This is a genomic window from Mesorhizobium sp. CNPSo 4689, assembly GCF_057784325.1.
Map to the genome: position 1 here is coordinate 20,281 of NZ_JBWLUZ010000003.1, position 26,839 is coordinate 47,119.

A 26,839-nucleotide genomic window follows, 5' to 3' on the forward strand; every position below is an offset into this window, starting at 1 on the left:
CAAAGACTGCGATTTTCGGCTTCGCCGCATCGGCGCTCTACCGGAGCCAGTGACAATGAACCGGTTCACTGGCAAATTCGCAACCGGGACGTGATTCAGGCAATCAGGAGAAAAGCATGGCATTTCTTGCCAAGGGAAGAATTTTTGCGGCCGCGCTGGTGGCGATGCTTGCGCTGGCGACGGGCGCGCAGGCGGCCAGCTGCGGCAAGAACGGCGCCGGCTTCGAGGCGTGGAAGCAGGAGTTTGCCGCGGAGGCCAGGTCCAACGGCGTCGGTTCGAAGGGTCTGGCCGCTCTGGCCGGCGCCACCTACGCAACAAAGACGATCAGCGTCGACCGCGCCATCCATAAGGCTTTCAGCGGCTCTGTCGAAGAGTTTATGAAGCGCCGCGGTGGGGCCGCGATCATTTCAAAGGGCCGTTCGCTGAAGAAGTCGAACGCGGCGCTGTTCAACAAGATCGAAGCGACCTACGGCGTGTCGCCGGGTGTGTTGCTCGCCATCTGGGGCATGGAGACCGGCTTCGGTTCTTCCTTGGGCAAGCAGAATACGGTCTCTGCCATTCTGACGCTTGCCTATGATTGCCGCCGCCCGGGGTTCTTTTATCCGCATGCCATCGCAGCCCTGAAGCTGGTCGATCGGGGTGCGTTGAGCGCCTCGTCGGTCGGCGCAGCGCATGGCGAGATTGGCCATACGCAGTTCCTGCCCGGAAATGTTTTGCAGTATGGCGTCGGCAACGGGAATCTGCGCGACAAGGCCACGGCGCTGGCCTCCACCGCCAACTTCCTCAAGGCTCATGGCTGGCAGGCGGGTGCGAGCGCGAGCGCGAATATGGGCGCCATTGCCGGCTGGAATTCCGCGAGCGTCTATCAGCAGGCCATCGCCCGCATCGCCACGGCGATCGACGGCGATTGAAAAGACATCCCTGTTCGAAAGAAAGCCCGGCGATCGCCGGGCTTTTTTGTGCCTGTCGCTGCAGATTGGCGAAGGCCGGGATGACGGCCAATCTCCCCCTTGAGGGGGAGATCGGCTGCACCTCTAGCGGTTGCGCGCGGCAAGTGTGCGCAGCCGCAGCGCATTGAGGCGGATGAAGCCGGCGGCGTCCTTCTGGTCGTAGGCGCCGCCGTCGTCCTCGAAGGTGACCAGCGCGTCGGAATAGAGCGTCTTCTTTGACTTGCGGCCGGTGACCATGACATTGCCCTTGTAGAGTTTCAGCCGCACCGTGCCTTCGACGTCTTCCTGGCTCTTGTCGATCATCGCCTGCAGCATCAGCCGTTCGGGCGCGAACCAGAAGCCGTTGTAGATCAGCTCGGCATAGCGCGGCATGAACTCGTCCTTGAGGTGGCCGGCACCGCGGTCGAGCGTGATCGATTCGATGGCGCGATGCGCTGCGATCAGGATCGTGCCGCCAGGTGTTTCATACACACCCCGCGATTTCATGCCGACGAAGCGGTTCTCGACCAGGTCGAGCCGGCCGATGCCATTGTCGCGGCCGAGATCGTTGAGGGCGGCCAGCATGGTCGCCGGCGACAGCTTCTTGCCGTTCAGCGCAATCGGATCGCCCTTGAGGAATTCGATCTCGATTTCGGTGACCTTGTCCGGCGCGTCCATCGGCGAAACGGTGCGCTGGTGGACGAATTCCGGCGGCTCGGTCCACGGGTCTTCCAGCACCTTGCCCTCTGAAGATGAGTGCAAAAGGTTGGCATCGACCGAGAATGGCGCGTCGCCCTTCTTGTCCTTCGGCACCGGGATCTGGTGCTGCTCGGCGAAGTTGATCAGGTCGGTGCGTGATTTGAACGACCAGTCGCGCCACGGCGCGATGACCTTGATGTCGGGGTTCAGCGCATAGGCCGACAGTTCGAAACGGACCTGGTCGTTGCCCTTGCCGGTAGCACCATGAGCAATTGCATCGGCACCCGTCTCCCTGGCGATCTCGACCAGATGCTTGGAGATCAGCGGCCGGGCGATCGAGGTGCCGAGCAGGTAAGTGCCTTCATAGACGGCGTTGGCGCGAAACATCGGGAAGACGAAGTCGGCGACGAATTCCTCGCGCACGTCGACGACGCGGATGTCCTTGATGCCCATCATCTCGGCCTTGCGGCGCGCCGGCTCCAGCTCGCCGCCCTGGCCGAGGTCGGCGGTGAAGGTGACGACTTCGGCGCCGAGCTCGGTCTGCAGCCATTTCAGGATGATGGAGGTGTCGAGGCCGCCGGAATAGGCGAGCACGACTTTCTTGACGTCTTTTGCTTTTGACATTTGGCGGTTCCGCGACAGGAGTTCTCGGCGGGCGAGGTATCACGGCGTTTCCGGCCTGCGCAAGAGACGAACGGTGGCTGGACCAGACGCCGGATCAGTCAGAAGCTGGCAAGGGCAGGACACTTGCGTTATGGCTGCGCCGTCTTTTTGCTGCCTTGAGACCGGCCATGTCCTTCATTCCCGACACCACGACGCTGATCCAGTTTGCCATCGCCACCGTGATCCTGGCGATCACGCCGGGGCCCGACATGACGCTGTTTGTTTCGCGGACACTGAGCCAGGGCCGCGCCACCGGCTTTGCCTCGATGGCGGGTGCGCTGTGCGGCACGCTGATCCACACCACGCTGGTGGTGGTCGGCGTCTCGGCGCTGATCGTCGCCTCGCCGATGGCCTTCTTCGTGCTGAAGGTTTTTGGCGCCGGCTATCTGGTGTTCCTGGCCTGGCAGGCGCTCGCCAGGGGGTCCGCGTTTTCGCCGGAGAAGAAGAGCGGGCCACAAATCTCGTTGTTCCGCAGCTGGGCGGCCGGGCTGGGCGTCAATCTGCTCAACCCGAAGATCATCCTGTTCTTCATGACGTTTTTGCCGCAATTCGTTTCCGCGCACGACCCGAATGCGCCGGGAAAGCTGTTCTTCCTCGGCGTGATGTTCATCGTGCTGTCGATCCCGGTGACGGCGCCGATGGTGTTCGCGGCGGAAAAATTCTCGACGGCGATGAAGGCCAGCCCGCGGGTGACGCGGGTGGTCGATTATCTGTTCGCCGGCGTGTTCTCGGCTTTCGCGCTCAAGATCCTGACGGCCCAGGCGAAGTAGCGGCCTTGTCCTCCTTCCACCAGCTTCCGGCCCAGCGGCCGGCGGCGAGCCAGTAGAAGATGCCGCCGACCATGCCGCAGCCGATCACGGCGGCGATGGCGCGGGGGTCGGTGACGTCGAAATTGGCATCGGCATTCTGATGGACGAAGCCGAGGAAGACCGCGGCAATCACGCCGCCGGCTAGCGCATAGAACAGCCAGTCGCGCCGTCCCAGGATTTCGGCGATCAGGATGACGATCGCAGCCGGCATGAAGGCGAAATAGGCGACGAACAACGCCACGAACGGAATAGAAAAATAGAGCGAGGCGGTCGCCGTCGGGTGGGCCTGGTCCGGTGCATAGCCGAGCGAGGCCAGGAACAGGATGTTGAGGAATGCGCTCGCCGCCAGCGAGGCGACGACATAGCCGACCAGGATCACGGCGAAGCGGATGAGGTAGGCAAAGAGACGGCTCACGCCTCGCCGTGCCCCGCGATCATCATGGCTTCCAGCGCCAGCCGGTCGACTTTGCGCATGCGCTCCGATTCCGACTTGAGCTGGCCGCAGGCGGCGAGGATGTCGCGGCCGCGCGGGGTGCGGATCGGCGAGGCATAGCCGGCATTGTTGATGTAGTCGGCGAACTTCTCGATCGTCTCCCAGTCGGAGCACTGGTAGTTGGTGCCCGGCCAGGGGTTGAACGGGATCAGATTGATCTTGGCCGGGATGCCCTTGAGCAACTTGATCAGCCCCTTGGCGTCCTCGATGGAATCGTTGACGTCCTTCAGCATCACATATTCGAAGGTGATGCGCTTGGCGTTGGAGAGGCCGGGATAGGCGCGGCAGGCGGCAATCAGCTCCTTCAGCGGATACTTCTTGTTGATCGGCACCAGCAGGTCGCGCAGATCGTCATTGGTGGCGTGCAGCGAGATCGCCAGCATGACGCCGATCTCCTCGCCGGTGCGGAAGATCTCGGGCACGACGCCCGAAGTCGAGAGCGTGATGCGGCGCTTCGACAGGGAAAGACCGTCGCCGTCTGAGGCGATCAGCAGCGCTTTCTTCACCGCCTCGAAATTGTAGAGCGGCTCGCCCATGCCCATCATGACGATGTTGGACACTTTGCGTCCCTCGGCCGGCACGATGGCGCCGTCGGGCGTGTCGCGGTCGGGGAAATCGCCGAGCCGGTCGCGGGCGGTGAGCAACTGGGCGAGGATTTCCTCGGCCGTCAGGTTGCGCACCAGTTTCTGCGTGCCGGTGTGGCAGAAGGAGCAGGTCAGCGTGCAGCCGACCTGCGAGGAGATGCAGAGCGTGCCGCGGCCCTCTTCGGGGATGTAGACGGTTTCGATCTCGACCGGCCGGCCGGCGCCGCGCGGCGGAAAACGGAACAGCCATTTGCGGGTGCCGTCGGCGGAAATCTGCTCCTCGACGATCTCGGGCCGGGCGACGGTGAAGTGCTTGTCGAGCTCGGCGCGCAGATCCTTGGAGATGTTGAACATGCCGGCAAAGTCGGAAACGCCGCGTACATACATCCAGTGCCAGAGCTGCTGGGCGCGCATTTTCGACTGGCGCTCCGGCACGATGCCGGCACCGACAAGGGCTTCCCCAAGCTCGGCCCGCGTCAGGCCGATCAGCGACGGTTTTTCAGCCGACGCGGTGCGGGCACGCAACGCGTCACGGGCGCCGTCGGCGGTCAGATCGAACGAAAGGGTCATGGTTGCGCCAATATAAGCGGTTTGCGGCCGATTTCAGCATCGTGCCCGAAATGAAGCGCGGCGCATAGCACAGGTTGCGCGCGGAGTCATGCGGGGGAGCGGTGACTCTCCTTCTCCCCTTGTGGGAGAAGGTGGATCGGCGCGCAGCGCCGAGACGGATGAGGGGTGTTGGAAGGAATGAGGCGTTGGCTGGGTATCGCCGCCGTTAGTCAGTCAGCGTCTAGGCGGAGCGTTCCGCCAAGCTGGAACACCCCTCACGGTCTTCATGGCGGCGATCAGCACCGGCTCCTCGGCGGCGTTCTCGACCCAGGCCGACTTGCCGCGCGTGAACATCGAGAAGGATTTCTTGTCGATGGTGACGGTGGCCTTGGAGCCCTCCTGGAAATTGTAGCCGGCGATGAATTGCGGCTCGTAGGAGACTTGCTGTCCCGGCCGCTGGCTGACGAAGAAGAACATGTCGCCATGGTCGAGCGTCGGCGGCTGCTTGTCGGTCGGCACGGTGAGCACGTAGCAGACCTTGCCGCCGGATGCCTGGTAGCTGTAGGTGCCCCAGGCATTGTGCTGGCCGATCTTGGTCGCCGACTGCGCCAGCGCCGGCGCGGCCAGGGCCACCAGGACTAGGCTGGAAACTGTAGCAATCAATCCGCGCATCGTTTTTCCCGTATTCCAACTGGTGCGGCGGCAGGCCGGTCTGGCGTCCTGCCCGTCGCTTCATTTTGATTTAATCTGGGTTACCAAACGGTGAATTTTCCTCAAGAAAAGGACCCACACCCCAGGAAACCGCCGCCATCACCGCACTGCTGCTCGAAAAGCAGCAGCGCGACGTCCCTGTCTCGGACTTGGAGGCCACGAAAGCGGCAAGAGTTTGTCTTTTCAAACCACCCCTGCGTGTGCTGTGCCGGCTCAGCTCTTGTCGGCAATCGCCTGCTTGGCAGCCTGCCGGTGCGCCGGGGTGATGTGGGCGCTGACGGTGGTGATCGCGGCCGTCAGCACGGCGATATCGTCGGTGAAGCCGAGGCCGAGCACGAAATCGGGGATGAAGTCCACCGGCAGCACGAAGTAGCTGAGTGCCGCCACCAGGATGCCCTTGGCGCGCAGCGGCGTGTTCTTGTCCATGGTGCAGTAATAGGCTGCCACCACGTCCTCCATAAACGGGATCTGCCGGGCAGCCTTCTTGGCGGTGCGCCAGAACTTCTCGCGTACCTCACGCTCGCCGGCAAGCTTGTCGCCAAAGCCGAAGAAATCAAAACCGGAATCTTGCGCCATCAATCTCTCCTTGCAGGCGGCTGCGTATCGTTCAACGCGCGGCTGCGAGCAAAAATGTGGTGAAAGCCGACCCCCGCTGCAAGATGCCGGCGCCGATTTGGCATGCTGGGCCTGTCGCGGGGCGTCACTCAGCCGCCGAAATAGCGGTTCATCTTCTTCGCCAGTTCGATATCGAGAGCGGTCACGCCGCCGGCATCGTGCGTGTTCAGCGTGACGTCGACGGTCTTGTAGACGTTCGACCAGTCCGGATGATGATCCATCTTTTCCGCCGCAAGCGCGACGCGGGTCATGAAGGCGAAGGCCTCGGAGAAGTTCTTGAAGACGAAGCTGCGCTTGATCGAAGCGCCGTCGGCAGCCAGCGACCAGCCGCCCAGTTCAGCAAGGGCAGCAGCGATAGCGTCCTTGCCCAGTTTCTCTCTCGTCATGTCGGATTCCTGTGCTATTCGAAAAATGACCCTCACCATAATGCATGTCGCCCAGAAGTGCGTCGCGGTTTTGGGATAACGACATCCACAAAAATAGCGCCGGATCGATGAGCGCAAAGCCCATAAAGTCCATTCTGTTCGTCTGTCTCGGCAACATCTGCCGCTCGCCGCTGGCCGAGGGTGTTTTTCGCGCCGTTTGGAGTGAGCGTGCAGGGGACCTGGATATGGTGCTCGATTCAGCCGCAACCAGCGGCTGGGAGGTGGGCTCGGCCCCCGACCCACGCTCGATCGCGATCGCCACCCGCCACGGCATCGACATTTCCGGACAGACAGCACGCAAAGTTGCGCCAGAAGATTTTCACCGCTTCGACCTGATCCTGGGGATGGACCGGCAGAATGTCCGCGACCTGAAGGCGCTGTCGCCTGCCGCCGTGCACGACCGCATCCATCTTTACCTGAAGTTTGCGAGCGGCAGCGGTCGCGATGTGCCGGACCCTTACTATGACGGGCCGGAGGCGTTCGCGACCGTCTACCGCATGATCCGCGAGGCGTCGGAAGCGCTGGCGACGCGGCTGGCAGTGCGCGTGTCGGCGCCCGACAGCGGCCAGGCTTCCTCGACGATATAGGGGCCGCCGCCGACCGAATCGCGCGACGACATCAAGACGAAGCGGCCAACGCGGAACGGCAGCGTCGAAAAATTGCCGCGCGCCGAAAGATATTGGGCGACGTCGAGCGGACTCGAATTGCGCAAGCGCGCCAGCGTCACATGCGGCGTGAATTTGCGTGGGTCGGCCGGCAGGCCGAGCCGCTGGCAGATGCGGTCGATTTCGGCTTGCAGGCCGGTAAGATCCGGCGAGGCGGAAACGCCGGCCCACACCGCATGCGGCTTTTTCTGGCCGAAAGCGCCGACGCCGGACAAGGCTATCGGGAAGGACGGGCGGTGGACGCGGTCGAGCGCGATGGCGATCTCGTCGGCGACATGGCCCTCGACATCGCCGATGAAGCGCAGCGTCAGATGGTAGTTTTCGACGTCGATCCAGCGGGCTCCGGGCAGGCCGCCCCGGAGCAGGGACAGCGAAAGGGCAGCATCACGCGGAATTTCGAGGGCGGTGAAAAGACGTGGCATGGCAAGCCTCCTGTCCTCGAATCGAACTCACGCCCCTAGCGAATCATCGATATTCAAACGGGGCAAGCGGTTTGTTGGCTCCGCGGTTTCCCCAGCGGCAACCGTGACTTTCCGGCCTCACGACGCACCGCCCGCCCCCGCAATGGCCTTTTCGGCCGTCGGCAGGATACGTTCGACCATCATTTCGACACCCTTGGCGTTGGGATGCAGGCCGTCCTCCAGCCGCAGCCCGGGCTGGCCGGCGACGCCGTCGAGAAAGAACGGGTAGAGCGGAACGCCGTATTTCGCGGCCAGCTTCGGATAGATCGCGTCGAAGGCGTTCTGGTAGTCGGCGCCGAGATTGGGGGCGGCGCGCATGCCGGCCAGAAGCACGGCGATCTTGCGCTGTTTGAGCTTGGCCAGCATCTCATCCAGGTTCTTTTCGGTGATGCCGGGCGAGACGCCGCGCAGCATGTCGTTGGCGCCGAGCTCGAGGACCACCAGTTGTGTGCCGTCGGGCACCGACCAGTCGAGCCGCGCCAGGCCGCCGCTTGTCGTGTCGCCGGAAACGCCGGCATTGGCGACCGTCACGTCATGGCCCTTGGCGCGAAGTGCGGCCTGCAGCCTGTCGGTAAAGCCTTCGCCGGGGCCAAGGCCGAAGCCCGCCATCAGGCTGTCGCCGAAACCGACGATAGTGAAGGTCTCGGCGCGCGCCGACGAAATCGCGCCGCTGATCGCGGTGAAAAGAACGAGGGCTGCGGCAAGTGTGTGTTTGAAAGCCATGCGGCAGGCCCCATATGAGCGGAACAGTTTTTTGGCGAAGGCAAACTTCGTCCCCTATACAATCCCATATAGGACGCTTTCATTGTGACAGAAGCCGTCATCGTGCTGAAAGACGTATCGCTGACGCTCGGTGAAGGCGCGTCCTCGGTCCATGTGCTGAAGGGCGTCAGTCTCGATGTCGCCGCCGGCGAGGCAACCGGCATCGTCGGCCCTTCGGGCTCCGGAAAGTCGACGCTGCTGATGGTTCTGGCAGGGCTGGAAAGGGTCGATTCGGGTACGGTTCGAATCGCCGGCGAGCTGCTCAACGGCAAAAGCGAGGACCAGATCGCATCGTTTCGTGGGCGAAACATTGGCATCGTCTTCCAGTCCTTCCATCTCATCCCCAACATGACGGCGCTCGAAAATGTCGCGGTGCCGCTCGAACTCGCCGGCCATGCCGATCCGTTCGGTGTGGCGGCACGCGAACTCGCGGCAGTCGGCCTCAGCGACCGCGTCACCCACTATCCCGGTGAATTGTCCGGCGGCGAGCAGCAGCGCGTGGCGATCGCGCGGGCGCTGGCGCCTTCGCCGCGCATCCTGGTCGCCGACGAGCCGACCGGCAATCTCGACCAGGCGACAGGCCGGCAGGTCGCCGACCTCCTGTTCGCCAAGGCGGCCGAGCGCGGCATGACGCTGGTGCTGGTCACGCATGATCCGGCGCTGGCGGCGCGTTGCTCGCGCCAGGTCTCGATGCGCTCTGGACGGATCGAGGACACACCGAGGCCGCTGAAGGTGACGGCCTGATGCCGCTGTCGCAGACGCTGAAGCTCGCCGTCCGCTTCTCGCTGCGCGAAATGCGCGGCGGGCTGTCGGGCTTCCTGATCTTCCTTGCCTGCATCGCGCTCGGCGTCGCGGCAATCGGCGGCGTCAATTCGGTAGCGCAGGCAATCACTGCCGGCGTTGCCAATCAGGGCCAGACGCTGCTTGGCGGCGATCTGCGCTTCCAGCTCAACCAGCGCGACGCGACGCCGGACGAACGTGGTTTCGTCGATCGGCTGGGCGCTGTTTCGCACAGCGCCAGCATGCGCTCGATGGCGCGCCTCGAGGACGGCTCCGACCAGTCGCTGGTCGAGGCCAAGGCGGTCGACGACGCCTATCCGCTCTATGGCGCGCTGGAGACCGAGCCGCAGCTATCGAGGCAGAACCTGTTCGGCGAGAAATCCGGCGTCTTCGGCGCCGTGGCACCCGACCTGCTGTTCGACCGGCTGAACCTCAAGATCGGCGACCGGCTGAAGCTCGGCAGCGCCACATTCGAACTGCGCGCCAGGCTCACCAGCGAGCCGGATGCGGTGTCCGACGGTTTTGGCTTCGCGCCGCGGCTGCTGGTGTCGACCGAAGGGCTTGCCGCATCCGGCCTGATCCAGCCTGGCAGCCTGGTCGAGCACACCTACAAGATCCGCCTGCCCGCCGGCGCCAGCGAGGCTGATATCGAGGCGATCCAGGACCAGGCCGCAGCGGACTTTCCGCAGGCCGGCTGGTCGATCCGCACGCGCAGCAACGCCGCGCCCGCACTGTCCTCCAACATCGAGCGCTTCTCGCAATTCCTGACCCTGGTCGGGCTGACGGCGTTGGTGGTCGGCGGCGTCGGCGTGGCGAACGCGGTGCGCGCCTATCTCGACGGCAAGCGCGGCGTCATCGCCACCTTCAAGAGTCTGGGCGCCTCGGGTGGTTTCGTCTTTGCCGTCTACCTGGTGCAGATCCTGCTGATCGCCGGTCTCGGCATCGTGCTTGGCCTCATCCTCGGCGCCTTGATGCCGTTCGCGGCGAGTGCGGCCCTTCAGTCGGTCATCCCGGTGCCGGCGGAGGGCGGCTTCTATCCCGGCGCGCTTGCCATGGCGGCGCTGTTCGGCCTGCTGGTGACGCTGGCTTTCGCGCTGCTGCCGCTTGGCCGCGCCCGCGACGTGCCGGCGACGGCACTGTTTCGCGAGATGGGCTTCGAGAGCCGCGGCTTTCCGCGCCTGCCCTATGTGGCGGCAGCGGTCGGCATCGCGCTCGCCCTGGCGGCCTTGGCCATCTTGTTTTCCGGCGACCGCCGCATCGCCTCGATCTTCGTCGGCGCCACGCTTTTTGCCTTCCTGGTGCTGCGCCTGGTCGGTGGGCTGGTGCAGTGGGCCGCCAAAAAGAGCCCGAGGGTCCGCTCCTTCGCGCTCAGGCTTGCCATCGGCAATATCCATAGGCCGGGCGCCCTGACCCCCTCGGTGGTGCTGTCTTTGGGACTGGGGCTGACACTGCTGGTGACGCTGGCGCTGATCGACGGCAATCTCAGGCGGCAGATTTCCGGCAGCCTGCCGGAGCAGGCGCCGAACTTCTTCTTCGTCGACATCCAGAGCAGCAACGTCGATGCCTTTTCGGCGCTGGTCGGCGGGCAGGCGCCACAGGGAACGCTGGTCAAGGTGCCGATGCTGCGCGGCCGGGTCATGGCGCTGAACGGCGTCGATGTCGAAAAAGTCAAGGTGCCGGCGGAAGGCGCCTGGGTGCTGCGCGGCGATCGCGGGCTGACCTATGACGACCGCCAGCCTTCGAACGCGACGCTGATGGAAGGCTCATGGTGGCCGCAAAACTATGCCGGCGAGCCGCTGGTGTCGTTCTCGGCCGAGGAAGGCAAGGAGATCGGGCTGAAGCTCGGCGACACCGTCACCGTCAATGTGCTGGGACGCAACGTCACCGCCAGGATCGCCAATTTCCGCCAGGTCGAGTGGGAAACCATGGGCATCAATTTCGTCATGGTGTTCTCGCCCAACACATTTGCAGGTGCGCCGCATGGCTGGCTGGCGACGCTGACCGAGAAGAACGCGTCGGCGGCGGACGATGCCCGCCTGCTCAATGCCGTCACCCGCGCTTTCCCGGCGGTGACGACGGTGAGGGTGAAGGACGCGCTCGATATCGTCAACCGGCTGGTGGCGCAGCTCGGAACGGCCATCCGCGCCGCCGCCGGCGTGGCGTTGATTGCGTCCGTGCTGGTTCTGGCCGGCGCGCTCGCCGCGGGCAACCGGGCGCGCATCCACGACGCTGTGGTGCTGAAGACGCTGGGTGCCACCAGGCGAACGCTGATAGCGGCCTTCTCGCTCGAATATATGCTGATCGGCCTTGCCACCGCGGTCTTCGCTTTGGCGGCTGGCGGGGTCGCTGCTTGGTTCGTCGTCGCGCGCATAATGACCCTGCCATCGCATTTCATGCCGGAAGTGGCGGTGGCAACCATAGGCTTTGCGCTGGTCATCACGGTCGGCATCGGTCTTGCCGGAACCTGGCGGGTGCTGGGGCACAAAGCGGCGCCGGTGCTGCGAAATCTCTGATCCGCAACCGCCTGAATCGGCCCACCTTCGATTAAATCTCGTTAATGTTGCGGCTGGGACGGCTGACAAACCGCAATTTGGCTGCTTCACGAAGCATTACGCTCGGTTACGGTCTTGTTCTTGTCGCCAAGAACCATCATATTCCGCCGCAGGCATGCTGGAGCCCCGCCAGCGGCGCCTGGGCTCGATCGAGCCCGACACCGGACCGGACGGGGCAGAAGCAAAAGAGGATTCCAATGGCTGATCCCATTCGCAATTACCAGACGCGCGCCGTACCCGGCGCCGCCGTCGATATCGATCAGGGCCTGCGCGCCTATATGATCAAAGTCTACAATCTGATGGGGCTTGGCTTGCTCATCACGGGCCTTGCCGCTGTCGGCACGATCATGCTGGCCACCACCACCGATCCGGCCTCGGCGGTTGCAACGCTGCCGAGCGGCGAGATGCTGACCTCCTTCGGCTACGCGATCTTCGGGTCGCCGCTGCGCTGGGTCGTCATGCTGGCCCCGCTGGCCGCGGTATTGTTCCTGTCGTTCCGTGTCCAGTCGATGAGCGTGTCGGCCGCGCAGACGACGTTCTGGGTCTATGCCGGCCTCGTCGGCCTGTCGCTGTCGTCGATCTTCCTTGTCTACACGACGGCCAGCATCTCGCAGACCTTCTTCGCCACCGCTGCCGCTTTCGGCGCGCTGTCGCTCTACGGTTACACGACCAAGCGCGACCTGACCGCGATCGGGTCGTTCCTGATCATGGGCCTGTTCGGCCTGATCATTGCGATGGTGATCAACATCTTCCTGCAGTCGTCGGCTCTGTCCTTCGCCGTTTCGGCGATCGGCGTGCTGATCTTCTCGGGCCTGACCGCCTATGACACGCAGAAGATCAAGGAGATGTATTTCGAGGGCGACGCCACCGATGTCGCCGGTCGCAAGGCGATCATGGGCGCGCTGACGCTCTATCTCGACTTCATCAACCTGTTCATGTTCCTGCTGCAGTTCATGGGCGACCGCCGCTGATTTCGCAGTTGGACCATCGAGTTCCCGGAGGGCGGCCCAACGGCCGCCCTTTTCTTTTGTGCCGGCCTTTGCTGTTATCTCAGGCAGGCAAATGGCATGCATAAATTATGAGCAGCATCACCATACGGGCCGCCAGTTCGGCCGACCTCGATCGAATCACGGAAATCTACGCCGACGCGGTGACACACGGCACCGCGAGCTACGAGCTTGAGCCGCCCAGCCGCGCCGAAATGGGCAACCGATTCGACACGCTGATGGCGGGCGGCTTTCCCTTTCTGGTGGCGGAAAAACACGGCGCCGTGCTCGGCTATGCCTATGCCGGGCCGTTCCGGCCGCGCCCGGCCTATCGCTTCGTCGTCGAGGATTCGGTCTATGTCGCTCCGGAGGCCAAGGGCCAGGGCGTCGGGCGGCTTCTGATGCAGGGGCTGATCGAGGCGGCAAGGGCGGCGGGCTTTCGCCAGATCATCGCGGTCATCGGCGACGGCCATGCCGACAGCGCCTCGGTGCGGCTGCATGAGAAGCTCGGCTTTCGCCATTCGGGCCGCCTGGAAGGCTCCGGCTACAAGCACGGACGCTGGCTGGACACGGTGTTCATGCAGCTGTCGATGAATGGCGGAGCGCAGCTCCCGCCCGATCCGGCCTCGCTGCCGGAGCGGAAATTCCGGGAAAAATCAAATAGTTAAGCTTCGACGACCCTCAGCTCGCTGTCGAAGACGCCAAGCACGCGGCCGAGCTCCTGGCCGCGCTTGAGGATGCGGCCGCCTGCGGCGATGACTGCAAAGGCGCCCTGGCGGCGCGCCAGCTTCGGGTCCTTGACGATCTGAAACAGCGGCACTTCGCTGGCGCGGCGGAAGACGGAAAAGACGGCGCGGTCGGAGAGGTGATCGATGGCGTAGTCGCGCCATTCATTGGCGGCAACCATGCGCCCGTAAAGTCTCAGGATCTGGTCCAGTTCGCGCCGGTCGAAGCGCACCGGCTGGTCGAGGCGTTCGCGTCTTGCCTCTTGCAGCGGGATCAATATTGCGGATGCGTCCCCATCCTCCGTCCCACTGCCGCCGCGATCGGTCATGCCTCGATCCTTCGAATGAAGCTTCGCTTGCAGAAGTTGGCGTGTTCGCTGCCGAATTGCAAGGCCCGGCTAAGCAAGCCGGGGCTAAGCCGTTTCCGTCACGTCCAGTCACGTTTGTCAAACGCCTGTTGGAATTGGTGATGCTTCGCCACATTCCTGCCTTATTTTATCCGCGCTGATGCCCCAATCTCCGACGAGTTTACCGGCGTTGCCTGAGACGGTTCGGTCCGGCACCGGCTCGTAAACCCCAAGCCCCCCGCCCACGGGTCTGCGTCGGATCGAACCAACCTCGGTTTTTCCCTCGGAAGAATCGGGTGCGACGATCCCAAAACCTAAATGACCGGCGTCAGAAGCAAGCTGACGCCGGTTTTTTATTGGCTAGTTGGAACGATGGATCGACGCCAAAAGCGCGCGCGGTAAAATGGCGCCCAACATGAGGCGCTCGAACTGCTCTATTTCGTGCGTCGGTCAGGGCTGCCCCTCATTGCCCTGCCGGGCATTTCTCCCCGTTAGTGACGGGGAGAAAGACGCTGTCATTGACGGTTTCGCCGATCATCGACGCTGCAGAATGGGCGCCAACGTTGCGGCCAGTCCCCTTCTCCCCGTCACTATACGGGGAGAAGCCGGCAGGTGGATGAGAGGCGGCGCCGACGGTCCAGTTACGGCTTGCGGATGAAGGCCGCGCCCAGGATCGGCCCGGGGGTGCCGTCCTTGCCGACCGACTGCAGCAGCACCGCGCAGCCGCCTTTCTTGGAGATCTCGGTCATCGGCAATTCGTAGCGTTGCGCCTTGCCGTGCCACATGCCGGCGGTCTGGATGCCGGAGACGGCGTTCCAGTAGGTCATGCTGCGACCGCTGTTCTCACCCTCGCCGATCTTGATCGTCTGCGGCGCATTGAAATAGACGATGACGACATGGGCATCGGTCGGGCCGCTGCCGGCGTCGCCGGTGTCGATCATGACGCGGTCGCTGGTGCGGCTGACCTTGATGCCGACCCGCATGCCTTCGCCGGTCTTCTGCAGGCGGGCAAGTGTGCCGTCGACTTCCTTGCGGCTGGCGCCGTTGACATGGCTGCGGCCGTTGATGACGGCTTGCGGCGTGTAGACCGATCGGCTGCCGAAGGCGCGCATATAGTCATACTGCCGCTCGGTGTTCTCCTTGCGGCTCAGCGTGTCCTGCCAGCCGAGATAGTCCCAGTAGTCGACATGATAGGCCAGCGCGATGATGTTTTCCTTGGCGGCGAGCTCGGCGAAGAACGCGTCGGCCGGCGGACAGGAGTTGCAGCCCTGGCTGGTGAAAAGCTCGACCACGCCGAGCGGCTTGTCCGTTTCCTCCGCAAGCCCGTTGCCGGCCAACGCCGACAGGGCCAGCGCTAGTGCCGCAAGCCGCAATGATCCCTGAAATGCCATGGCCGTTCCAATTTCCCGCCGGTGACGCCGGCTTTGTCGTGATTGCTAAAATATGTGGCAGAAGCGACAGTCAACGGGAAGTCACGTTGCGGTGAAATTTTGTGGTTGCAACTGAAGGCAAGCCCGCAATAGGAGAGGCGTCTGCACTTTGCGGTGCGGTTCGATTGGTGGCGGCGGCTTCAGCATGTGGCAAACTCTCCTGACGCCGGTCGATCTTTATTGTGAACGGACAGGCCCGGAACTTTGGGCCGAACCGGTCAATGCTCTGACAAATCTTGCGTTTCTTGCCGCCGGTCTGTGGGGTGTGCGTGAGGTGCGCCGGCATGGCACCGGCACTTTCGCCGAAGTGCTGGCCTGGTGGGTGGTGGCGATCGGCATCGGCTCGATGCTGTTCCATACCTTCGCCATCCGAGCCACGATCTGGGCCGACGTGCTGCCGATCGCCGGTTTCACGCTCGCCTACACGTTGTTCACGCTGCGTCGCCTCCTCGGCATGGAATGGGGCAAGGCGATCGCCATCTTCGTCGCCTTCTACGCCATCGCCGGGCTGCTGACATGGGCGGTGCCGGACTGGCTGCGGCAGGCCTCGAACGGCACGACCGGCTATCTGGCGCCCTTCCTGGCGCTTGCCTTCCTCGGCACATGGACAGCGTTGAGCGGCAGCGGCGCCGGCCGCTATAATCTGGCGGCCTTGGCGATCTTCGTCGTCTCGGTCATCTGCCGTATGGCCGATCCGCTGGTCTGCGGCAGCTTCCCGCTCGGCACGCATTTCCTGTGGCACATCCTGAACGGCCTGATGCTCGGCGTGCTTCTGGCCGCGGCGGCGCGGTATGGAGAGCCGAAAGTAGGCAGCAGGCAGTAGGGGGTTCTATTCCCTACTGCCTTATTCCCTTCCTATGCCGCGAGATCGCGCAGCACGTATTGCAGGATGCCGCCGTTCTTGAAGTAGTCGAGCTCGTCCAGCGTATCGATGCGGCAGATGATCGGCACGTTCTTCACCGTGCCGTCGCCGTAAGTGACCTTGGCGGCCATCTTCTGGCGCGGTTTGATGGCGCTCAGCCCGTCGATCTCGACCAGCTCATCGCCCTTCAAGTTGAGCGAGGCCCATGACGTGCCATCCTCGAAGACGAAGGGGATGACGCCCATGCCGACCAGGTTCGAGCGGTGGATGCGCTCGAAGGACTGGGCGATGACCGCGCGGACACCCAAGAGATTGGTACCCTTGGCGGCCCAGTCGCGCGACGAACCGTTGCCGTATTCGACGCCGGCGAAGATGACCAGCGGCACGCCGTCCTTCTTGTACTCCATCGCGGCGTCGTAGATCGACGTCTCTTCCTTCGACGGGTAGTGGATCGTGTAGCCGCCCTCGCGGCCGTTCTCGCCCAGCATGTGGTTGCGGATGCGGATGTTGGCGAAGGTGCCGCGCATCATCACCTCATGGTTGCCGCGGCGCGTGCCGTACTGGTTGAAGTCGGCAACGCCGACGCCATGGTCGGTCAGGTATTTTCCCGCCGGCGAAGCGGCCTTGATGGAGCCTGCCGGCGAAATGTGGTCGGTGGTGATCTTGTCGCCGAACAGGCCAAGCACGCGCGCGCCCTTGATGTCGCCGATCTTGCCGAAGCCCGACGTCATGCCGGCGAAATAGGGCGGGTTCTGCACATAGGTCGAGTTGTCGTCCCAGGCATAGGTCTGGCCCTCCGGCGCCTTGACCTTCTGCCAGTACTCGTCGCCCTTGAAGACGTCGGCATATTTGCGGGCGAACAGCTCGCGCGTGACGTTCTTCTCGATGAACTCCTGGATCTCGGCCGAGCTCGGCCAGATGTCCTTGAGATAGACCGGCTCGCCGTTCTTGTCCTCGCCGAGCGGCTCGGTGGTCAAGTCCTTGGTCACGGTGCCGGCCAGCGCATGGGCGACAACCAGCGGCGGCGACGCCAGATAGTTCGCCTGCACGTCGGGCGAGACGCGGCCTTCGAAATTGCGGTTGCCGGACAGGACTGCGGCAGCAATCAGGCCCTTATCGTTGATGGTCTTGGAAATCGGCGCCGGCAGCGGGCCGGAATTGCCGATGCAGGTGGTGCAGCCGAAGCCGACCAGGTTGAAGCCGATCTGGTCGAGCTCCTTCTGCAGGCCGGATTTCTCCAGATATTCGGCAACCACCTGGCTGCCCGGCGCCAGCGAGGTTTTCACCCACGGCTTCTGCTTGAGGCCAAGCCGGTTGGCGTTGCGGGCGAGCAGGCCGGCGCCGATCAGCACGCTCGGATTGGAGGTGTTGGTGCAGGAGGTGATGGCGGCGATGACGACGTCGCCATGGCCGAGATCATGGGAAGTGCCTTCGACGGCATAGCGCTTGGAGATATCGGCGGCCTTCTTGTATTCGGTCTCCATCGCCTTGGCGAAGCCGGCCGGGATGCCTTCGAGCGCGACGCGGCCTTCCGGACGCTTGGGACCGGCCATCGACGGCACGACGTCGCCGAGCTCGAGTTCGAGCAGGTCGGTGAAGACCGGGTCGGCCGATCCGGTGTCACGCCACAGGCCTTGCGCCTTGGAATAGGCCTCGACCAGCGCTATGCGGTTTTCCTCGCGGCCGGACATGGTCAGGTAGCGGATGGTTTCAGAGTCGACCGGGAAGAAGCCGCAGGTGGCGCCATATTCCGGCGCCATGTTGCCGATGGTGGCGCGGTCGGCCAGCGTCATGTTGGACAGGCCGGGGCCGAAGAACTCGACGAACTTGCCGACGACGCCCTTCTTGCGCAGCATCTGGGTGACGGTGAGCACGAGGTCGGTGGCGGTGACGCCTTCCTTGAGCCTGCCGGTGAGACGGAAGCCGATGACTTCCGGCAACAGCATGGAAACCGGCTGGCCGAGCATTGCGGCCTCGGCTTCGATACCGCCGACGCCCCAGCCGAGCACGCCAAGACCGTTGATCATGGTGGTGTGCGAATCGGTGCCGACGCAGGTGTCGGGATAGGCCGTGGTTTCGCCGTCCTCGGCGTTGGTCCAGACGACCTGGCCGAGATATTCGAGATTGACCTGGTGGCAGATGCCGGTGCCGGGCGGCACGACGCGGAAATTGCGGAACGCCTGCTGGCCCCATTTCAGGAATTTGTAGCGTTCTTCGTTGCGCTCGTATTCGAGCTCGACATTGCGGGCGAAAGCCATCGGCGTGCCGAATTCGTCGACGATGACGGAATGGTCGATGACGAGATCGACCGGCACCAGTGGGTTGATCTTCTGCGGGTCACCGCCAAGCGAGGCCATGGCGTCGCGCATGGCGGCAAGGTCTACCACCGCCGGAACGCCGGTGAAATCCTGCATCAGGACGCGGGCCGGGCGATAGGCGATCTCGACGCCTGCGGTACCCTTGTCGGTCAGCCAGCCGGCGACAGCCTGGATGCTTTCCTTGGTGACGGAGCGCCCGTCCTCATTGCGCAAAAGGTTCTCCAGCAGCACTTTCATCGAATAGGGCAGCTGGGCGATGCCGGTAAGGCCGTTCTTTTCGGCCTCGATGAGGTCGAAATAGACATAGTCCGCGCCACCCACAGTCAGGGTGCGGCGGCAGTTGAAACTATCGAGGGATTTTGACACGTGCGATCCGTCCTTGTCTGTTCAGCCTGAAAGGGAACGGACGCCGATGGCATGCAATCACGCGCAAAGGTGCGGGTACGGCCATTTCCGCTGTCCGTTCCCAGCCAACCCGAGCCGTTCAAGGCGGCGCGTGCGCTGGTTCGGCGCTAATTCTGTTCCCGTGCCGACCGCTGGCACGGATGACCCGGATATAGAGAATTTCCTGGAATAGTTCTAGACACGGAATCGCCATTTTCGCTGCGGCGCACCGAAGCGGCGCTTGGACTTTCGGCGAAGGGGAACGAATGCGGCTGATCGCCGAAAATCTGGGCGGCGAACGCGGCGGCGAGACGGTCTTCTCCGGCATCGGCTTCGCCCTGGAAAAAGGCGAGGCGCTGGTCGTCACCGGGCCAAACGGCGCCGGCAAGTCGACGCTGCTCAGGGTCATCGCCGGGCTGCTTCCGGTGGCGGGAGGCCGCGTGTCGATCGAAGGCGGTGGCGAGGATTTCCCGTCGATTGCTTCGGCCTGCCACTATCTCGGCCATCAGAACGCGATGAAGACGGTGCTCAGCGTGGCGGAGAATTTGCGCTTCTGGCGGGATTTTGCCGGTGCAGGTTTGTTGAGTGTTGAAGAGGCGCTGGAGACTGTCGGGCTCGGTGGGATCGGCCATTTGCCGTTCGGCTATCTCTCGACAGGGCAGAGGCGACGGGCTTCGATCGCGAAGCTGCTGGTGAGCAGGCGGCCGCTGTGGCTGCTGGATGAGCCGACGGCTGGGTTGGACAAGGCGTCGGAGGCACGGTTTGGCGGGGTGATGACGGATCACCGTCGGCAAGGGGGGATCATCATAGCAGCAACGCATTTGCCATTGGGGCTGGATGGGGCGAAGGCGTTGGTCATGGGGGAGACCGTTTGATGTCGGCGCTCCGTCACGCCCCCCTCTGTCCTGCCGGACATCTCCCCCACGAGGGGGGAGATTGGCGGCTTCAGCGCCCCGCGCACCCTTGCAACGTTGGCGATTGGCGAAAGCCCGGACGACGGCCGATCTCCCCCCAAGTGGGGGAGATGTCCGGCAGGACAGAGGGAGGCGCGAAGGAACGCTACATTTCGCGTTGCCACCATCAAGGGCCCGCATCCTAATGTGGTCGCTCTTCCTCCGCGACATCCACCTCTCCATCCGTGCTGGCGGCGGGGCGCTGACCGGCGTGATCTTCTTCCTCGCCGTCATCGCCACGATTCCCTTCGGCGTCGGGCCGGACCTCAATCTGCTGGCCCGCATCGGTCCGGCGATCCTGTGGATCGCGGCCCTGCTCGCCTGCCTGCTCGGCCTCGACCGGCTGTTCCAGGCCGATCGCGAAGATGGCTCGCTCGATCTTCTGGTGCTGGGCCACGACCGCCACATGCTGGCGCTGACGGTGTTGGTGAAATGCCTGGCCCACTGGGCTGGCAGCGTGCTGCCGCTGGTGGTCGCCGCGCCCCTGCTCGGCCTGTTCATGAATATGGCGCCGATCGGCATCGGCGCAACCGCGCTGACCCTTCTGGTCGGCACGCCGGCGATTACTTTCATCGGAGCGGCGGGCGCCGCCGTGGCGGTGGCCCTGCCGCGCGGCGGGTTGCTGATCTCGGTGCTGGTGCTGCCGCTGACCATCCCGGTGCTGATCTTCGGCGTCTCGGCAAGCTATGGCGCGGTGGCGGACCCCGATCCGTTCCTGCAGCCCTTCCTCATTCTCGCCGCGCTGACCCTGTTTCTTGCCGTGCTGGGGCCGGTGGCCGCAGCGCTGGCGCTGCGCCACGGGACCGACTGATGCATTGGGCCGTGGACGGCTGCGGCGCGGCGGCCGATTGCGAAGCCGGAACGGCAAGGCTAAGGGAAGGCATGATCGAACACGGCGACATGGTTGGGTCGGACGCCCGCGCGGAGCAGCTGGCGTGAGCGTGCACGCGCTCTATGTGACTGCCGCCTATGCCATCACGGCGATCGTGCTGGCCGGGCTGATCGGCTGGATATTGATCGACCAGCGCGGGCGCAAGCGCGACCTGGCAGAACTGGAGGCGGCCGGCGTGCGCCGCCGCTCCAAGGGCGCCGGCGACAAAGGTGCCCGGGAAAAAGGCGCCAAGTCATGAGCATGGAGAGCGAAACGCCGGCGCCGGCCCGTCGCCGCCTGATCGTGCTGTTGCCGCTGGTGATCTTCCTCGGCCTGGCGGGGCTGTTCCTGTTGCAGCTTCTGTCCGGCCGCGATGTTTCGGAAGTGCCGTCGGCGCTGATCGGCCTGCCGGCGCCGCAAACCAATCTGCCGGCGCTCGAAGGCACCAACCTGCCCGGTCTCGATTCGAAACAGTTCGCCGGCAAGGTGACGCTGGTCAATGTCTTTGCGTCATGGTGCGCGCCGTGCCGCGAGGAGCATCCGGTGCTGCTGGCCCTGTCGCAGGACAAGCGCTTCGTCACGGCGGCGCTGAACTACAAGGACGAACCGGAAAATGCCCGCCGCTTTCTCGGCGAGCTCGGCAATCCGTTCCAGGCGATCGGCGTCGACGAAGCCGGACGCGCGGCGATCGACTGGGGCGTCTATGGCGTGCCGGAAACCTTCGTCGTCGGCAAGGACGGCAAGATCGCCTACAAGCATGTCGGTCCGCTGACGGCCGAGTCGGCTGAGACGCTGCTGTTGCCGCAGATCGAAAAAGCTCTGGCGGCACGCTGATATTCAGGTGATGCCGGCCTACGAACGGCGGTTTCCTGCGCTTCCGGTGCTCACGTACTTAAGTACGCTCCGCTCCGGTTCTCGGAACCCACCATTCTCGACTCGGCCTGACCTGAATCTCAACGTGCCGGACCGAGTCTTTCGACTAAAAGTTCAGCCGTAGATCTGCTTGTGGATCTGGTAGAGCATTTCCGAGCGGTCGGCGCGCATGTCGGCCAGGTCGCGGGCGGTGAAGCTGTCGATTTCGGCGACGAGGCGGTTGTAGTGCTTGCGCTTGGCAATGCTCTGGCGAGCGCGGGTCATGAGGCTGTCGATGATCATAGCAAGGTTCCTTTCGTGCCGCGTTCTGGCGGCGAATTGTTCCTCCCTTGATCGATACGAACCATGACATAGTAATGGTGCGTTGCAAAAAGAATATGTTGCAATGCACCATTGCGCCCAGTGCATAGCCGGTTAACCGGCCCTTACCCGCAATTCCCGCAAGGCGGCGTCACCCCGGTCTTGCTACGAGACCTCAAGATGCGGTGAAGCACTCATCATCGATCTTGCCAGATCGGCCGCCGGCTGGCTTGATCGCGCCCGATCTCAAGTGCCGGGAGGAAAAGCATGGCCGCCGCAGACTATTATGAAGTTCTCGATCCGCGTTTCGCGCGGCTGTTCAACTCCAACGCGCAAGTGGAAAAGCTGTTCACCGGCTGCCAGTGGGCGGAAGGCCCGGCCTGGTTCGCCGCCGGCCGCTATGTCGTGTGGTCCGACATCCCCAACAACCGCATGCTGCGCTACGACGAAACCGACGGCAATGTCAGCGTCTTCCGCCAGCCCTCCGCCAATTCCAACGGCAACACTGTCGACCGGCAGGGCCGGCTGGTGACCTGCGAGCATTCGGGCCGCCGCGTCAGCCGCACCGAACATGACGGCTCCATCATCACCATCGCCGACAAATGGCGCGGCAAGCGGCTGAATTCGCCCAACGACGCGGTGGTGAAGTCCGACGGCTCGATCTGGTTCACCGATCCGACCTACGGTATCGACACCGATTATGAGGGGGACAAGGCCGAGAGCGAGATCGGTGCCTGCCATGTCTACCGGGTCGATCCCGGCAGCGGCGAGATCGAAGCCGTGATCACCGACATGGTCAGGCCCAATGGGCTGGCGTTCTCGCTCGACGAAAGCAAGCTCTATGTCGTCGACACCGGCCGTACGCATGGCGCGAAGAACCCCGCTCATATGCGCGTGTTCAATGTCGGCAAGGGCGGCAAGAAGGTTTCCGGCGACAAGGTGTTCGCCGACTGCACCTCCGGCATGTTCGACGGCTTCCGGCTCGACGAGGACGGGCGCATCTGGACGAGTGCGGCCGACGGTATCCATTGCTACGATCCGGACGGGACGCTGATCGGCAAGGTCAAAGTGCCCGAAGTCACCGCCAATTGCGTGTTCGGCGGCAACAAGCGCAACTGCCTCTACATCGCCGGTACGAGCTCGCTCTACATGGTCCGGCTGATGGTCAACGGCGCCAAGACGTTTTGAACCTCATGTCGTTCAGCGGGCGCCGATGAAGCCGGCGAAGGCCGAAACCGCCTCGCGCATGGCCAGCCGGCTTGCCGGCTCGGCCAGGATCTTGTCCATCTCCGGCGGCTTCTTGCCGATCAGGACGATCTCGAGTGCGGTATCTTCATAGAGCGCGAACGACATCATGCGCATGATGTCGGCGAGTGCAGCGCGGGCAAACAGCGAGCGCGGCGAGGCGTGCACCAGCATCGCCGGCTTGTCGACGGCGGCATCGCGCGACACCAGCCAGTCGAGCGCGTTCTTCAGCCCGCCCGGCACGCCATGGGCGTATTCGGGGCAGGAGACGATGACGCCGTCGGCGCGGGTGACGGCGTCGATCAGCCTTGATGCCTCCGGCGGCGTGCGTTCGCCCTCGTCGTCGGGGTTGAAGATCGGCAGCCGGCCAAGCCCGTCATAGAGGCTGACACGGCAATCCGAAGGCGCGTTCGCGGCCAGCGCCGCGACGAGGGCCGAATTGGTCGAGGCGGCGCGCAGGCTGCCGGAGATGGCGAGGATTTCGATCAAAGGGATGCGAGCCGGGTGAACGGAGAATCGTTCTCAAAAGCTACCACAGGGTCTTGCGGTAATCCTCGTCCAGCTCGCGGTCGATATCCCCCGCGGTGTCGGCCAGCGCCAGCTGGTCGCGCATGATCTGGCCGAGGGTGGGCAGCGTGGCGCGGTCGTACCAGGTCTCGGGTTTCCACAGATCGGAGCGCATGAAGGCCTTGGCGCAATGCATGTAGGCGGCTCTGACCGACACCACGACGACGCTTTGCGGCGCCTTGCCGTCGATCGCGAGGCGTTCGCGCAAGCCGGCATCGACGGTGATGCGGGCATCGCCATTGACGCGCAGCGTCTCGTTCATGCCGGGGATGAGGAAGAGCAGCCCGATGGACGGATTGCGGATGATGTTTTCCAGCGTGTCCAACCGGTTGTTGCCGGGCCGGTCGGGGATGGCGATGGTCCTGTCGTCGAGCACGGCGGTAAAGCCCGGTTTGTCGCCCTTCGGCGTCACATCGGCATTGCCGGCGCCGTCGGAGGAACCGATCAGCACGAAAGGGCTCTTGCCGATGAAGGAGCGGCAGTGGCCGTCGAGCACCTTCTGTTCCTTACGGATGGAGCCGTCGGTCGGCCGGGGCGCCTTGTAGATCGTCCTCAGCTCGTCGCGCGTGGTGACGAAGTCCATCCCGGTCTCCCTACTTGCCGGCCTTCTCTTCGGTCTTGTCCTCGAGCGAATGGCGCAGGATCAGCGGCATCTGGCTGAAGGTGAACAGCAGCGTGATCGGCATGATACCCCAGACCTTGAAGGTAACCCAGGCGTCGGTCGAAAAATTCCGCCACACCACTTCGTTGACGAGGGCCAGGAACAGGAAAAACAGCCCCCAGCGGAAGGTGAGCTTCTTCCAGCCTTCGGCATCGAGGCTGAAGGCGGAATCGAAGACGTAGCCGAGCAGCGACCGGCCGAAGAACAGGCCGCCGAGCAGCACGCCGCCGAACAGAGTGTTGACGATTGTCGGCTTCATCTTGATGAAGACGTCGTCCTGCAGATAGAGCGTCAGCGCGCCGAAAATGAAGACGACGACGCCCGACACCATCGGCATGATCGGCAGAGTGCGGGTGAGCAGCCAGGAGGCGATCAGCGCGATCGCGGTCGCGGCCATGAACAGGCCGGTGGCGACGAAGATCGGGCCGCCGAATTCGGCCAGCACGGGAAATTTCTGCACCAGCCATCCGCTGCGCGCATTGGCGAAGAAGAACACCAGCAGCGGGCCGAGCTCGAGCGCCAGCTTGAGCACCGGGTTGACGGCTTCTTTCTTTTGTTTCTGCGGATCGGACGGGTCGCGTTCAAGGATGGGCGGGTTCATAGGCTTCCTTCTTGCGCGCGATCCAATCCAAAAAGCTTGCGCCTTTCGAGATCACGCTTGTTAGGCCACTCCAGCGATCGCCCTCGCGAATTCGCTTGCCGAGAAAGGTTCTAGGTCGTCGACCTGTTCGCCGACGCCGATGAAATAGACCGGCAATTTGTGCTTTGCCGCGATCGCCACCAGAATACCCCCACGCGCAGTGCCGTCCAACTTGGTCATCACCAGGCCATTGACGCCAGCAACATTGCGGAAGATTTCGACCTGGTTGAGCGCGTTCTGGCCGGTGGTGGCGTCGACCGTTTGCAGCACGGTATGCGGCGCCTCCGGATCGAGCTTGCCCAGCACGCGGACGATCTTTTCAAGTTCGGCCATCAGTTCGGTCTTGTTCTGCAGCCGGCCGGCGGTGTCGATGATCAGCACGTCGGAGCCGGCCTCCTTGGCCTTCTCGAAGGCGTCGTAGGCGAGGCCGGCGGCATCGGCGCCGATTTTCGAGGCGATGACCGGCGACTTCGTCCGCTCGCCCCAGATCTTGAGCTGCTCGATCGCCGCGGCGCGAAACGTGTCGCCAGCGGCGAGCATCACCGACACGCCACTATCGGTCAGCTTTGCCGCCAGCTTGCCGATGGTCGTGGTCTTGCCGGTGCCGTTGACGCCGACCACCAGGATGACATGCGGCTTGTGCGAGAGGTCGAGCTCCAGCGGTATGGCGACATGGGTCAGCACCTTCTCCACCTCGGCCGCCATCACGGCGCGCACCTCGGTATCGGAGACGTCCTTGCCGTAGCGGCTGGAGGCCAGCGCGTCGGTAACGCGCAAGGCCGTCTCCAGGCCAAGGTCTGCGCGGATCAGCACGTCCTCCAGATCCTGCAGAGTGTCCTCGTCCAGCTTGCGCTTGGTGAAGACGCCGGCGATGTTGCCGGAGAGTTCGCGGGACGAACGGGCAAGCCCGTCCTTCATGCGTTGGAACCAGGAACGCCTCGGCGCCGGCTCCGGCGCCTTCTGCGGCTCGGCCTTTTGCTCGACCTTCTTGGAGACGGTCACCTTGCCGGGAGCGGGTTTCAGCTCGGGGGCTGGTTGTGGGATAGGCTGCAGTTCAGGTGCGATCTCGACGAGGACAGGCTGTGCTTCAACCGGCGATGGCTGGCGAATAGGCGCTGGGATTTCGGCCGATGGTGCAGCTTCGGCAGAAGAGAGGCCAATATCGCCAGGTTCGCGCTGCCCCTCACCCTTACCCTCTCCCCGTGAAGGACGGGGAGAGGGGGGCGCGAGCGTTGAGGCTTCTTCTTTGATGTCTGCAAGAGGGGTGCTGGCGCTACGATCAGCTCCCTTCTCCCCGTCACTATACGGGGAGAAGGTGCCGGCAGGCGGATGAGGGGCAGGGCTGAGCTCTGAAGATGGCGGCGCAGAAGACGGAGTCGATGGTGGTATCTCGACCGGTATGGGCGTCTCCGCCGGGACCTCTGCAGGAGGCGTCGGCACTTCGACCGGTGCTGGTTCCGGCTGCCTTTCCGGGCGTGACGGGACGATCTCTGGCTCGGCCGGCGCGGGTGGCGGGACTTCCTGAGGCTGCGGTTCGGGGGCAGGCTCGGGAACGACGGGCGCAGGAACTTCCTGAGGCGCTGGCGGCTCGGCAGGTATCTCAGGAGCGGGTTTCGGCTCTTCTATAGGCTCGGGTTCCGGCAGAGGTTCCGGCTCGGACGGAACAATCGGCTCCGGCGCCGGTGGAATGGTCGGGGTCGGCTCGGGCTTTGGCTCCTCGGGGGCCGGTTGCGGTGCCGGCGGCGCTTCTGGCTCAACAGCGGGAGGCGGCGTCGGTTCAGCCTGCGGCGCGACCTCTGCCGCAGGCTCGTCGCGTTTCAAAAACTCCGGCAACACCTGCTCGGCAGCCGGTTGCAGTGCGTCCAGCGCGTCCCATTTGATCGGCGGCAGCGGTGCGGTCTCGTCGATCCGCTCCTCGACCACTTCCTTCTTGCCGAACGAAAATATCTTCTTGAAAAAACCAGCCATGCTTTGCGTTTC

The 26,839-nt window shown here is 63.9% G+C and carries 29 protein-coding genes and 1 pseudogene; 14 read left to right on the forward strand and 16 right to left on the reverse strand.

The annotated features are described in order from the left end of the window. Window positions 1-116: 116 nt before the first annotated feature. A complete protein-coding gene (locus AC04SI_RS05065; RefSeq protein ID WP_404283386.1) occupies window positions 117-911 on the forward strand; it encodes a lytic murein transglycosylase in 795 nt (264 codons plus the stop codon). A gap of 123 nt (window positions 912-1,034) precedes the next feature. On the opposite strand, the gene AC04SI_RS05070 is transcribed toward AC04SI_RS05065, so the two are convergent. Continuing rightward, window positions 1,035-2,252 carry an argininosuccinate synthase gene (locus AC04SI_RS05070; RefSeq protein ID WP_404283385.1) on the reverse strand — a complete coding sequence of 406 codons (1,218 nt, stop codon included), beginning with the start codon at window positions 2,250-2,252 and terminating at the stop codon, window positions 1,035-1,037. Between the two features lie 167 nt (window positions 2,253-2,419). On the opposite strand from AC04SI_RS05070, the gene AC04SI_RS05075 reads away from it, so the two are divergent. Further along, entirely contained in the window at window positions 2,420-3,061 is a 642-nt protein-coding gene (locus tag AC04SI_RS05075; protein ID WP_404283383.1) for a LysE family translocator, read from the forward strand. On the opposite strand, the gene AC04SI_RS05080 is transcribed toward AC04SI_RS05075, so the two are convergent. The 5 genes and pseudogenes from AC04SI_RS05080 to AC04SI_RS05100 all read right to left on the reverse strand — a co-directional run bounded on the left by AC04SI_RS05080 (window position 3,033) and on the right by AC04SI_RS05100 (window position 6,438). Continuing rightward, the gene (locus AC04SI_RS05080; RefSeq protein ID WP_404283382.1) at window positions 3,033-3,515 is read right to left on the reverse strand and encodes a hypothetical protein; all 483 of its coding nucleotides are present in this window, start codon (window positions 3,513-3,515) and stop codon (window positions 3,033-3,035) included. The two genes, AC04SI_RS05075 and AC04SI_RS05080, sit on opposite strands and share 29 nt — an antisense overlap. Beyond that, a complete protein-coding gene (rlmN, locus tag AC04SI_RS05085) occupies window positions 3,512-4,747 on the reverse strand; it encodes a dual-specificity RNA methyltransferase RlmN (RefSeq protein WP_404283380.1) in 1,236 nt (411 codons plus the stop codon). The genes AC04SI_RS05080 and rlmN overlap by 4 nt, the downstream gene beginning before the upstream one ends. Window positions 4,748-5,005: 258 nt before the next feature. Next, window positions 5,006-5,398: pseudogene (locus AC04SI_RS05090) on the reverse strand (invasion associated locus B family protein); the annotation flags it as partial. Between the two features lie 252 nt (window positions 5,399-5,650). Beyond that, complete coding sequence (locus AC04SI_RS05095) at window positions 5,651-6,013, reverse strand: YkvA family protein (protein ID WP_404283378.1); 363 nt, start codon at window positions 6,011-6,013, stop codon at window positions 5,651-5,653. 128 nt (window positions 6,014-6,141) lie between these two features. After that, on the reverse strand, window positions 6,142-6,438 hold the full coding sequence (locus AC04SI_RS05100) for a 4a-hydroxytetrahydrobiopterin dehydratase (protein ID WP_081482158.1): 297 nt from the start codon (window positions 6,436-6,438) through the stop codon (window positions 6,142-6,144). A gap of 107 nt (window positions 6,439-6,545) precedes the next feature. Between AC04SI_RS05100 and AC04SI_RS05105 the strand changes: the two genes are divergently transcribed. After that, entirely contained in the window at window positions 6,546-7,064 is a 519-nt protein-coding gene (locus AC04SI_RS05105) for a low molecular weight protein-tyrosine-phosphatase (protein ID WP_488473975.1), read from the forward strand. Here the strand turns inward: AC04SI_RS05105 and thpR are convergent. Then, window positions 6,968-7,564, reverse strand: a complete 597-nt coding sequence (gene thpR, locus AC04SI_RS05110; protein WP_404283375.1) for an RNA 2',3'-cyclic phosphodiesterase — start codon at window positions 7,562-7,564, stop codon at window positions 6,968-6,970. The genes AC04SI_RS05105 and thpR overlap by 97 nt on opposite strands. 117 nt (window positions 7,565-7,681) lie before the next feature. Next, window positions 7,682-8,326 carry an arylesterase gene (locus AC04SI_RS05115; protein WP_404283373.1) on the reverse strand — a complete coding sequence of 215 codons (645 nt, stop codon included), beginning with the start codon at window positions 8,324-8,326 and terminating at the stop codon, window positions 7,682-7,684. Window positions 8,327-8,410: 84 nt separating this feature from the next. On the opposite strand from AC04SI_RS05115, the gene AC04SI_RS05120 reads away from it, so the two are divergent. The 4 genes from AC04SI_RS05120 (at window position 8,411) to AC04SI_RS05135 (ending at window position 13,351) form a co-directional block, all read left to right on the forward strand. Then, window positions 8,411-9,109 carry an ABC transporter ATP-binding protein gene (locus AC04SI_RS05120; protein WP_006202690.1) on the forward strand — a complete coding sequence of 233 codons (699 nt, stop codon included), beginning with the start codon at window positions 8,411-8,413 and terminating at the stop codon, window positions 9,107-9,109. Then, window positions 9,109-11,658, forward strand: coding sequence for an ABC transporter permease (locus AC04SI_RS05125; protein WP_488473976.1), 2,550 nt, complete (start codon window positions 9,109-9,111; stop codon window positions 11,656-11,658). The genes AC04SI_RS05120 and AC04SI_RS05125 overlap by 1 nt, the downstream gene beginning before the upstream one ends. 236 nt (window positions 11,659-11,894) lie before the next feature. Next, window positions 11,895-12,668 carry a Bax inhibitor-1/YccA family protein gene (locus tag AC04SI_RS05130; protein ID WP_192181748.1) on the forward strand — a complete coding sequence of 258 codons (774 nt, stop codon included), beginning with the start codon at window positions 11,895-11,897 and terminating at the stop codon, window positions 12,666-12,668. Window positions 12,669-12,775: 107 nt separating this feature from the next. After that, complete coding sequence (locus tag AC04SI_RS05135) at window positions 12,776-13,351, forward strand: GNAT family N-acetyltransferase (protein WP_488473977.1); 576 nt, start codon at window positions 12,776-12,778, stop codon at window positions 13,349-13,351. On the opposite strand, the gene AC04SI_RS05140 is transcribed toward AC04SI_RS05135, so the two are convergent. Further along, on the reverse strand, window positions 13,348-13,737 hold the full coding sequence (locus tag AC04SI_RS05140) for a DUF2794 domain-containing protein (RefSeq protein WP_404283369.1): 390 nt from the start codon (window positions 13,735-13,737) through the stop codon (window positions 13,348-13,350). The two genes, AC04SI_RS05135 and AC04SI_RS05140, sit on opposite strands and share 4 nt — an antisense overlap. 659 nt (window positions 13,738-14,396) lie before the next feature. Next, a complete protein-coding gene (locus AC04SI_RS05145; RefSeq protein WP_404283368.1) occupies window positions 14,397-15,146 on the reverse strand; it encodes a DUF1223 domain-containing protein in 750 nt (249 codons plus the stop codon). A gap of 184 nt (window positions 15,147-15,330) precedes the next feature. Between AC04SI_RS05145 and AC04SI_RS05150 the strand changes: the two genes are divergently transcribed. After that, window positions 15,331-16,008 carry a ceramidase domain-containing protein gene (locus tag AC04SI_RS05150; protein WP_404283367.1) on the forward strand — a complete coding sequence of 226 codons (678 nt, stop codon included), beginning with the start codon at window positions 15,331-15,333 and terminating at the stop codon, window positions 16,006-16,008. 32 nt (window positions 16,009-16,040) lie between these two features. Here the strand turns inward: AC04SI_RS05150 and acnA are convergent, their stop codons facing one another. Then, complete coding sequence (gene acnA, locus AC04SI_RS05155; RefSeq protein ID WP_488473978.1) at window positions 16,041-18,731, reverse strand: aconitate hydratase AcnA; 2,691 nt, start codon at window positions 18,729-18,731, stop codon at window positions 16,041-16,043. 284 nt (window positions 18,732-19,015) lie between these two features. Between acnA and ccmA the strand changes: the two genes are divergently transcribed. From ccmA to AC04SI_RS05180, 5 genes are all read left to right on the forward strand, one after another. Continuing rightward, window positions 19,016-19,624, forward strand: a complete 609-nt coding sequence (gene ccmA / locus AC04SI_RS05160) for a heme ABC exporter ATP-binding protein CcmA (protein ID WP_404283364.1) — start codon at window positions 19,016-19,018, stop codon at window positions 19,622-19,624. A 223-nt stretch (window positions 19,625-19,847) separates the two neighbouring features. After that, window positions 19,848-20,513, forward strand: a complete 666-nt coding sequence (gene ccmB / locus AC04SI_RS05165) for a heme exporter protein CcmB (protein WP_404283362.1) — start codon at window positions 19,848-19,850, stop codon at window positions 20,511-20,513. After that, a complete protein-coding gene (locus tag AC04SI_RS05170) occupies window positions 20,513-20,641 on the forward strand; it encodes a hypothetical protein (RefSeq protein WP_404283361.1) in 129 nt (42 codons plus the stop codon). Before ccmB ends, AC04SI_RS05170 begins: the two co-directional genes overlap by 1 nt. After that, window positions 20,638-20,832 (forward strand): heme exporter protein CcmD, encoded by a 195-nt coding sequence (gene ccmD, locus AC04SI_RS05175; RefSeq protein ID WP_404283360.1) that lies wholly within the window; start codon window positions 20,638-20,640, stop codon window positions 20,830-20,832. Before AC04SI_RS05170 ends, ccmD begins: the two co-directional genes overlap by 4 nt. A 2-nt stretch (window positions 20,833-20,834) precedes the next feature. Continuing rightward, window positions 20,835-21,407 (forward strand): DsbE family thiol:disulfide interchange protein, encoded by a 573-nt coding sequence (locus AC04SI_RS05180; RefSeq protein ID WP_404283435.1) that lies wholly within the window; start codon window positions 20,835-20,837, stop codon window positions 21,405-21,407. 153 nt (window positions 21,408-21,560) lie between these two features. Here AC04SI_RS05180 and AC04SI_RS05185 read toward each other — a convergent pair whose 3' ends face one another. Then, window positions 21,561-21,728: a hypothetical protein gene (locus tag AC04SI_RS05185; protein ID WP_006202677.1), complete on the reverse strand. Its 168-nt coding sequence runs from the start codon at window positions 21,726-21,728 to the stop codon at window positions 21,561-21,563. A 285-nt stretch (window positions 21,729-22,013) separates the two neighbouring features. On the opposite strand from AC04SI_RS05185, the gene AC04SI_RS05190 reads away from it, so the two are divergent. Beyond that, the gene (locus AC04SI_RS05190; protein WP_488473979.1) at window positions 22,014-22,934 is read left to right on the forward strand and encodes an SMP-30/gluconolactonase/LRE family protein; all 921 of its coding nucleotides are present in this window, start codon (window positions 22,014-22,016) and stop codon (window positions 22,932-22,934) included. Between the two features lie 12 nt (window positions 22,935-22,946). Here AC04SI_RS05190 and AC04SI_RS05195 read toward each other — a convergent pair whose 3' ends face one another. The 4 genes from AC04SI_RS05195 to ftsY are packed head-to-tail and all read right to left on the reverse strand — an operon-like array spanning window position 22,947 to window position 26,827. Continuing rightward, window positions 22,947-23,480 carry an NADPH-dependent FMN reductase gene (locus AC04SI_RS05195; protein ID WP_404283357.1) on the reverse strand — a complete coding sequence of 178 codons (534 nt, stop codon included), beginning with the start codon at window positions 23,478-23,480 and terminating at the stop codon, window positions 22,947-22,949. A 40-nt stretch (window positions 23,481-23,520) separates the two neighbouring features. Further along, the gene (locus AC04SI_RS05200) at window positions 23,521-24,141 is read right to left on the reverse strand and encodes a pyridoxamine 5'-phosphate oxidase family protein (RefSeq protein WP_404283356.1); all 621 of its coding nucleotides are present in this window, start codon (window positions 24,139-24,141) and stop codon (window positions 23,521-23,523) included. Between the two features lie 10 nt (window positions 24,142-24,151). Beyond that, window positions 24,152-24,820 carry a septation protein A gene (locus AC04SI_RS05205; RefSeq protein ID WP_006202673.1) on the reverse strand — a complete coding sequence of 223 codons (669 nt, stop codon included), beginning with the start codon at window positions 24,818-24,820 and terminating at the stop codon, window positions 24,152-24,154. Between the two features lie 60 nt (window positions 24,821-24,880). Further along, on the reverse strand, window positions 24,881-26,827 hold the full coding sequence (gene ftsY / locus AC04SI_RS05210) for a signal recognition particle-docking protein FtsY (RefSeq protein WP_404283355.1): 1,947 nt from the start codon (window positions 26,825-26,827) through the stop codon (window positions 24,881-24,883). Between the last annotated feature and the right edge of the window lie 12 nt (window positions 26,828-26,839).

Excerpts from the sequence above, each read along its gene's own strand:
- AC04SI_RS05105 (WP_488473975.1), top strand. The coding sequence starts at position 6,546 with ATGAGCGCAAAGCCCATAAAGTCCATTCTGTTCGTCTGTCTCGGCAAC.
- AC04SI_RS05070 (WP_404283385.1), bottom strand. The coding sequence starts at position 2,252 with ATGTCAAAAGCAAAAGACGTCAAGAAAGTCGTGCTCGCCTATTCCGGC.
- AC04SI_RS05095 (WP_404283378.1), bottom strand. The coding sequence starts at position 6,013 with ATGGCGCAAGATTCCGGTTTTGATTTCTTCGGCTTTGGCGACAAGCTT.
- AC04SI_RS05170 (WP_404283361.1), top strand. The coding sequence starts at position 20,513 with ATGCATTGGGCCGTGGACGGCTGCGGCGCGGCGGCCGATTGCGAAGCC.
- AC04SI_RS05190 (WP_488473979.1), top strand. The coding sequence starts at position 22,014 with ATGGCCGCCGCAGACTATTATGAAGTTCTCGATCCGCGTTTCGCGCGG.
- ccmA (WP_404283364.1), top strand. The coding sequence starts at position 19,016 with ATGCGGCTGATCGCCGAAAATCTGGGCGGCGAACGCGGCGGCGAGACG.
- thpR (WP_404283375.1), bottom strand. The coding sequence starts at position 7,564 with ATGCCACGTCTTTTCACCGCCCTCGAAATTCCGCGTGATGCTGCCCTT.
- AC04SI_RS05125 (WP_488473976.1), top strand. The coding sequence starts at position 9,109 with ATGCCGCTGTCGCAGACGCTGAAGCTCGCCGTCCGCTTCTCGCTGCGC.
- ccmB (WP_404283362.1), top strand. The coding sequence starts at position 19,848 with ATGTGGTCGCTCTTCCTCCGCGACATCCACCTCTCCATCCGTGCTGGC.
- AC04SI_RS05135 (WP_488473977.1), top strand. The coding sequence starts at position 12,776 with ATGAGCAGCATCACCATACGGGCCGCCAGTTCGGCCGACCTCGATCGA.
- AC04SI_RS05150 (WP_404283367.1), top strand. The coding sequence starts at position 15,331 with ATGTGGCAAACTCTCCTGACGCCGGTCGATCTTTATTGTGAACGGACA.
- AC04SI_RS05130 (WP_192181748.1), top strand. The coding sequence starts at position 11,895 with ATGGCTGATCCCATTCGCAATTACCAGACGCGCGCCGTACCCGGCGCC.
- rlmN (WP_404283380.1), bottom strand. The coding sequence starts at position 4,747 with ATGACCCTTTCGTTCGATCTGACCGCCGACGGCGCCCGTGACGCGTTG.
- AC04SI_RS05200 (WP_404283356.1), bottom strand. The coding sequence starts at position 24,141 with ATGGACTTCGTCACCACGCGCGACGAGCTGAGGACGATCTACAAGGCG.
- ftsY (WP_404283355.1), bottom strand. The coding sequence starts at position 26,827 with ATGGCTGGTTTTTTCAAGAAGATATTTTCGTTCGGCAAGAAGGAAGTG.
- AC04SI_RS05100 (WP_081482158.1), bottom strand. The coding sequence starts at position 6,438 with ATGACGAGAGAGAAACTGGGCAAGGACGCTATCGCTGCTGCCCTTGCT.
- AC04SI_RS05115 (WP_404283373.1), bottom strand. The coding sequence starts at position 8,326 with ATGGCTTTCAAACACACACTTGCCGCAGCCCTCGTTCTTTTCACCGCG.
- AC04SI_RS05185 (WP_006202677.1), bottom strand. The coding sequence starts at position 21,728 with ATGATCATCGACAGCCTCATGACCCGCGCTCGCCAGAGCATTGCCAAG.
- AC04SI_RS05075 (WP_404283383.1), top strand. The coding sequence starts at position 2,420 with ATGTCCTTCATTCCCGACACCACGACGCTGATCCAGTTTGCCATCGCC.
- AC04SI_RS05205 (WP_006202673.1), bottom strand. The coding sequence starts at position 24,820 with ATGAACCCGCCCATCCTTGAACGCGACCCGTCCGATCCGCAGAAACAA.
- AC04SI_RS05140 (WP_404283369.1), bottom strand. The coding sequence starts at position 13,737 with ATGACCGATCGCGGCGGCAGTGGGACGGAGGATGGGGACGCATCCGCA.
- AC04SI_RS05065 (WP_404283386.1), top strand. The coding sequence starts at position 117 with ATGGCATTTCTTGCCAAGGGAAGAATTTTTGCGGCCGCGCTGGTGGCG.
- AC04SI_RS05145 (WP_404283368.1), bottom strand. The coding sequence starts at position 15,146 with ATGGCATTTCAGGGATCATTGCGGCTTGCGGCACTAGCGCTGGCCCTG.
- AC04SI_RS05180 (WP_404283435.1), top strand. The coding sequence starts at position 20,835 with ATGGAGAGCGAAACGCCGGCGCCGGCCCGTCGCCGCCTGATCGTGCTG.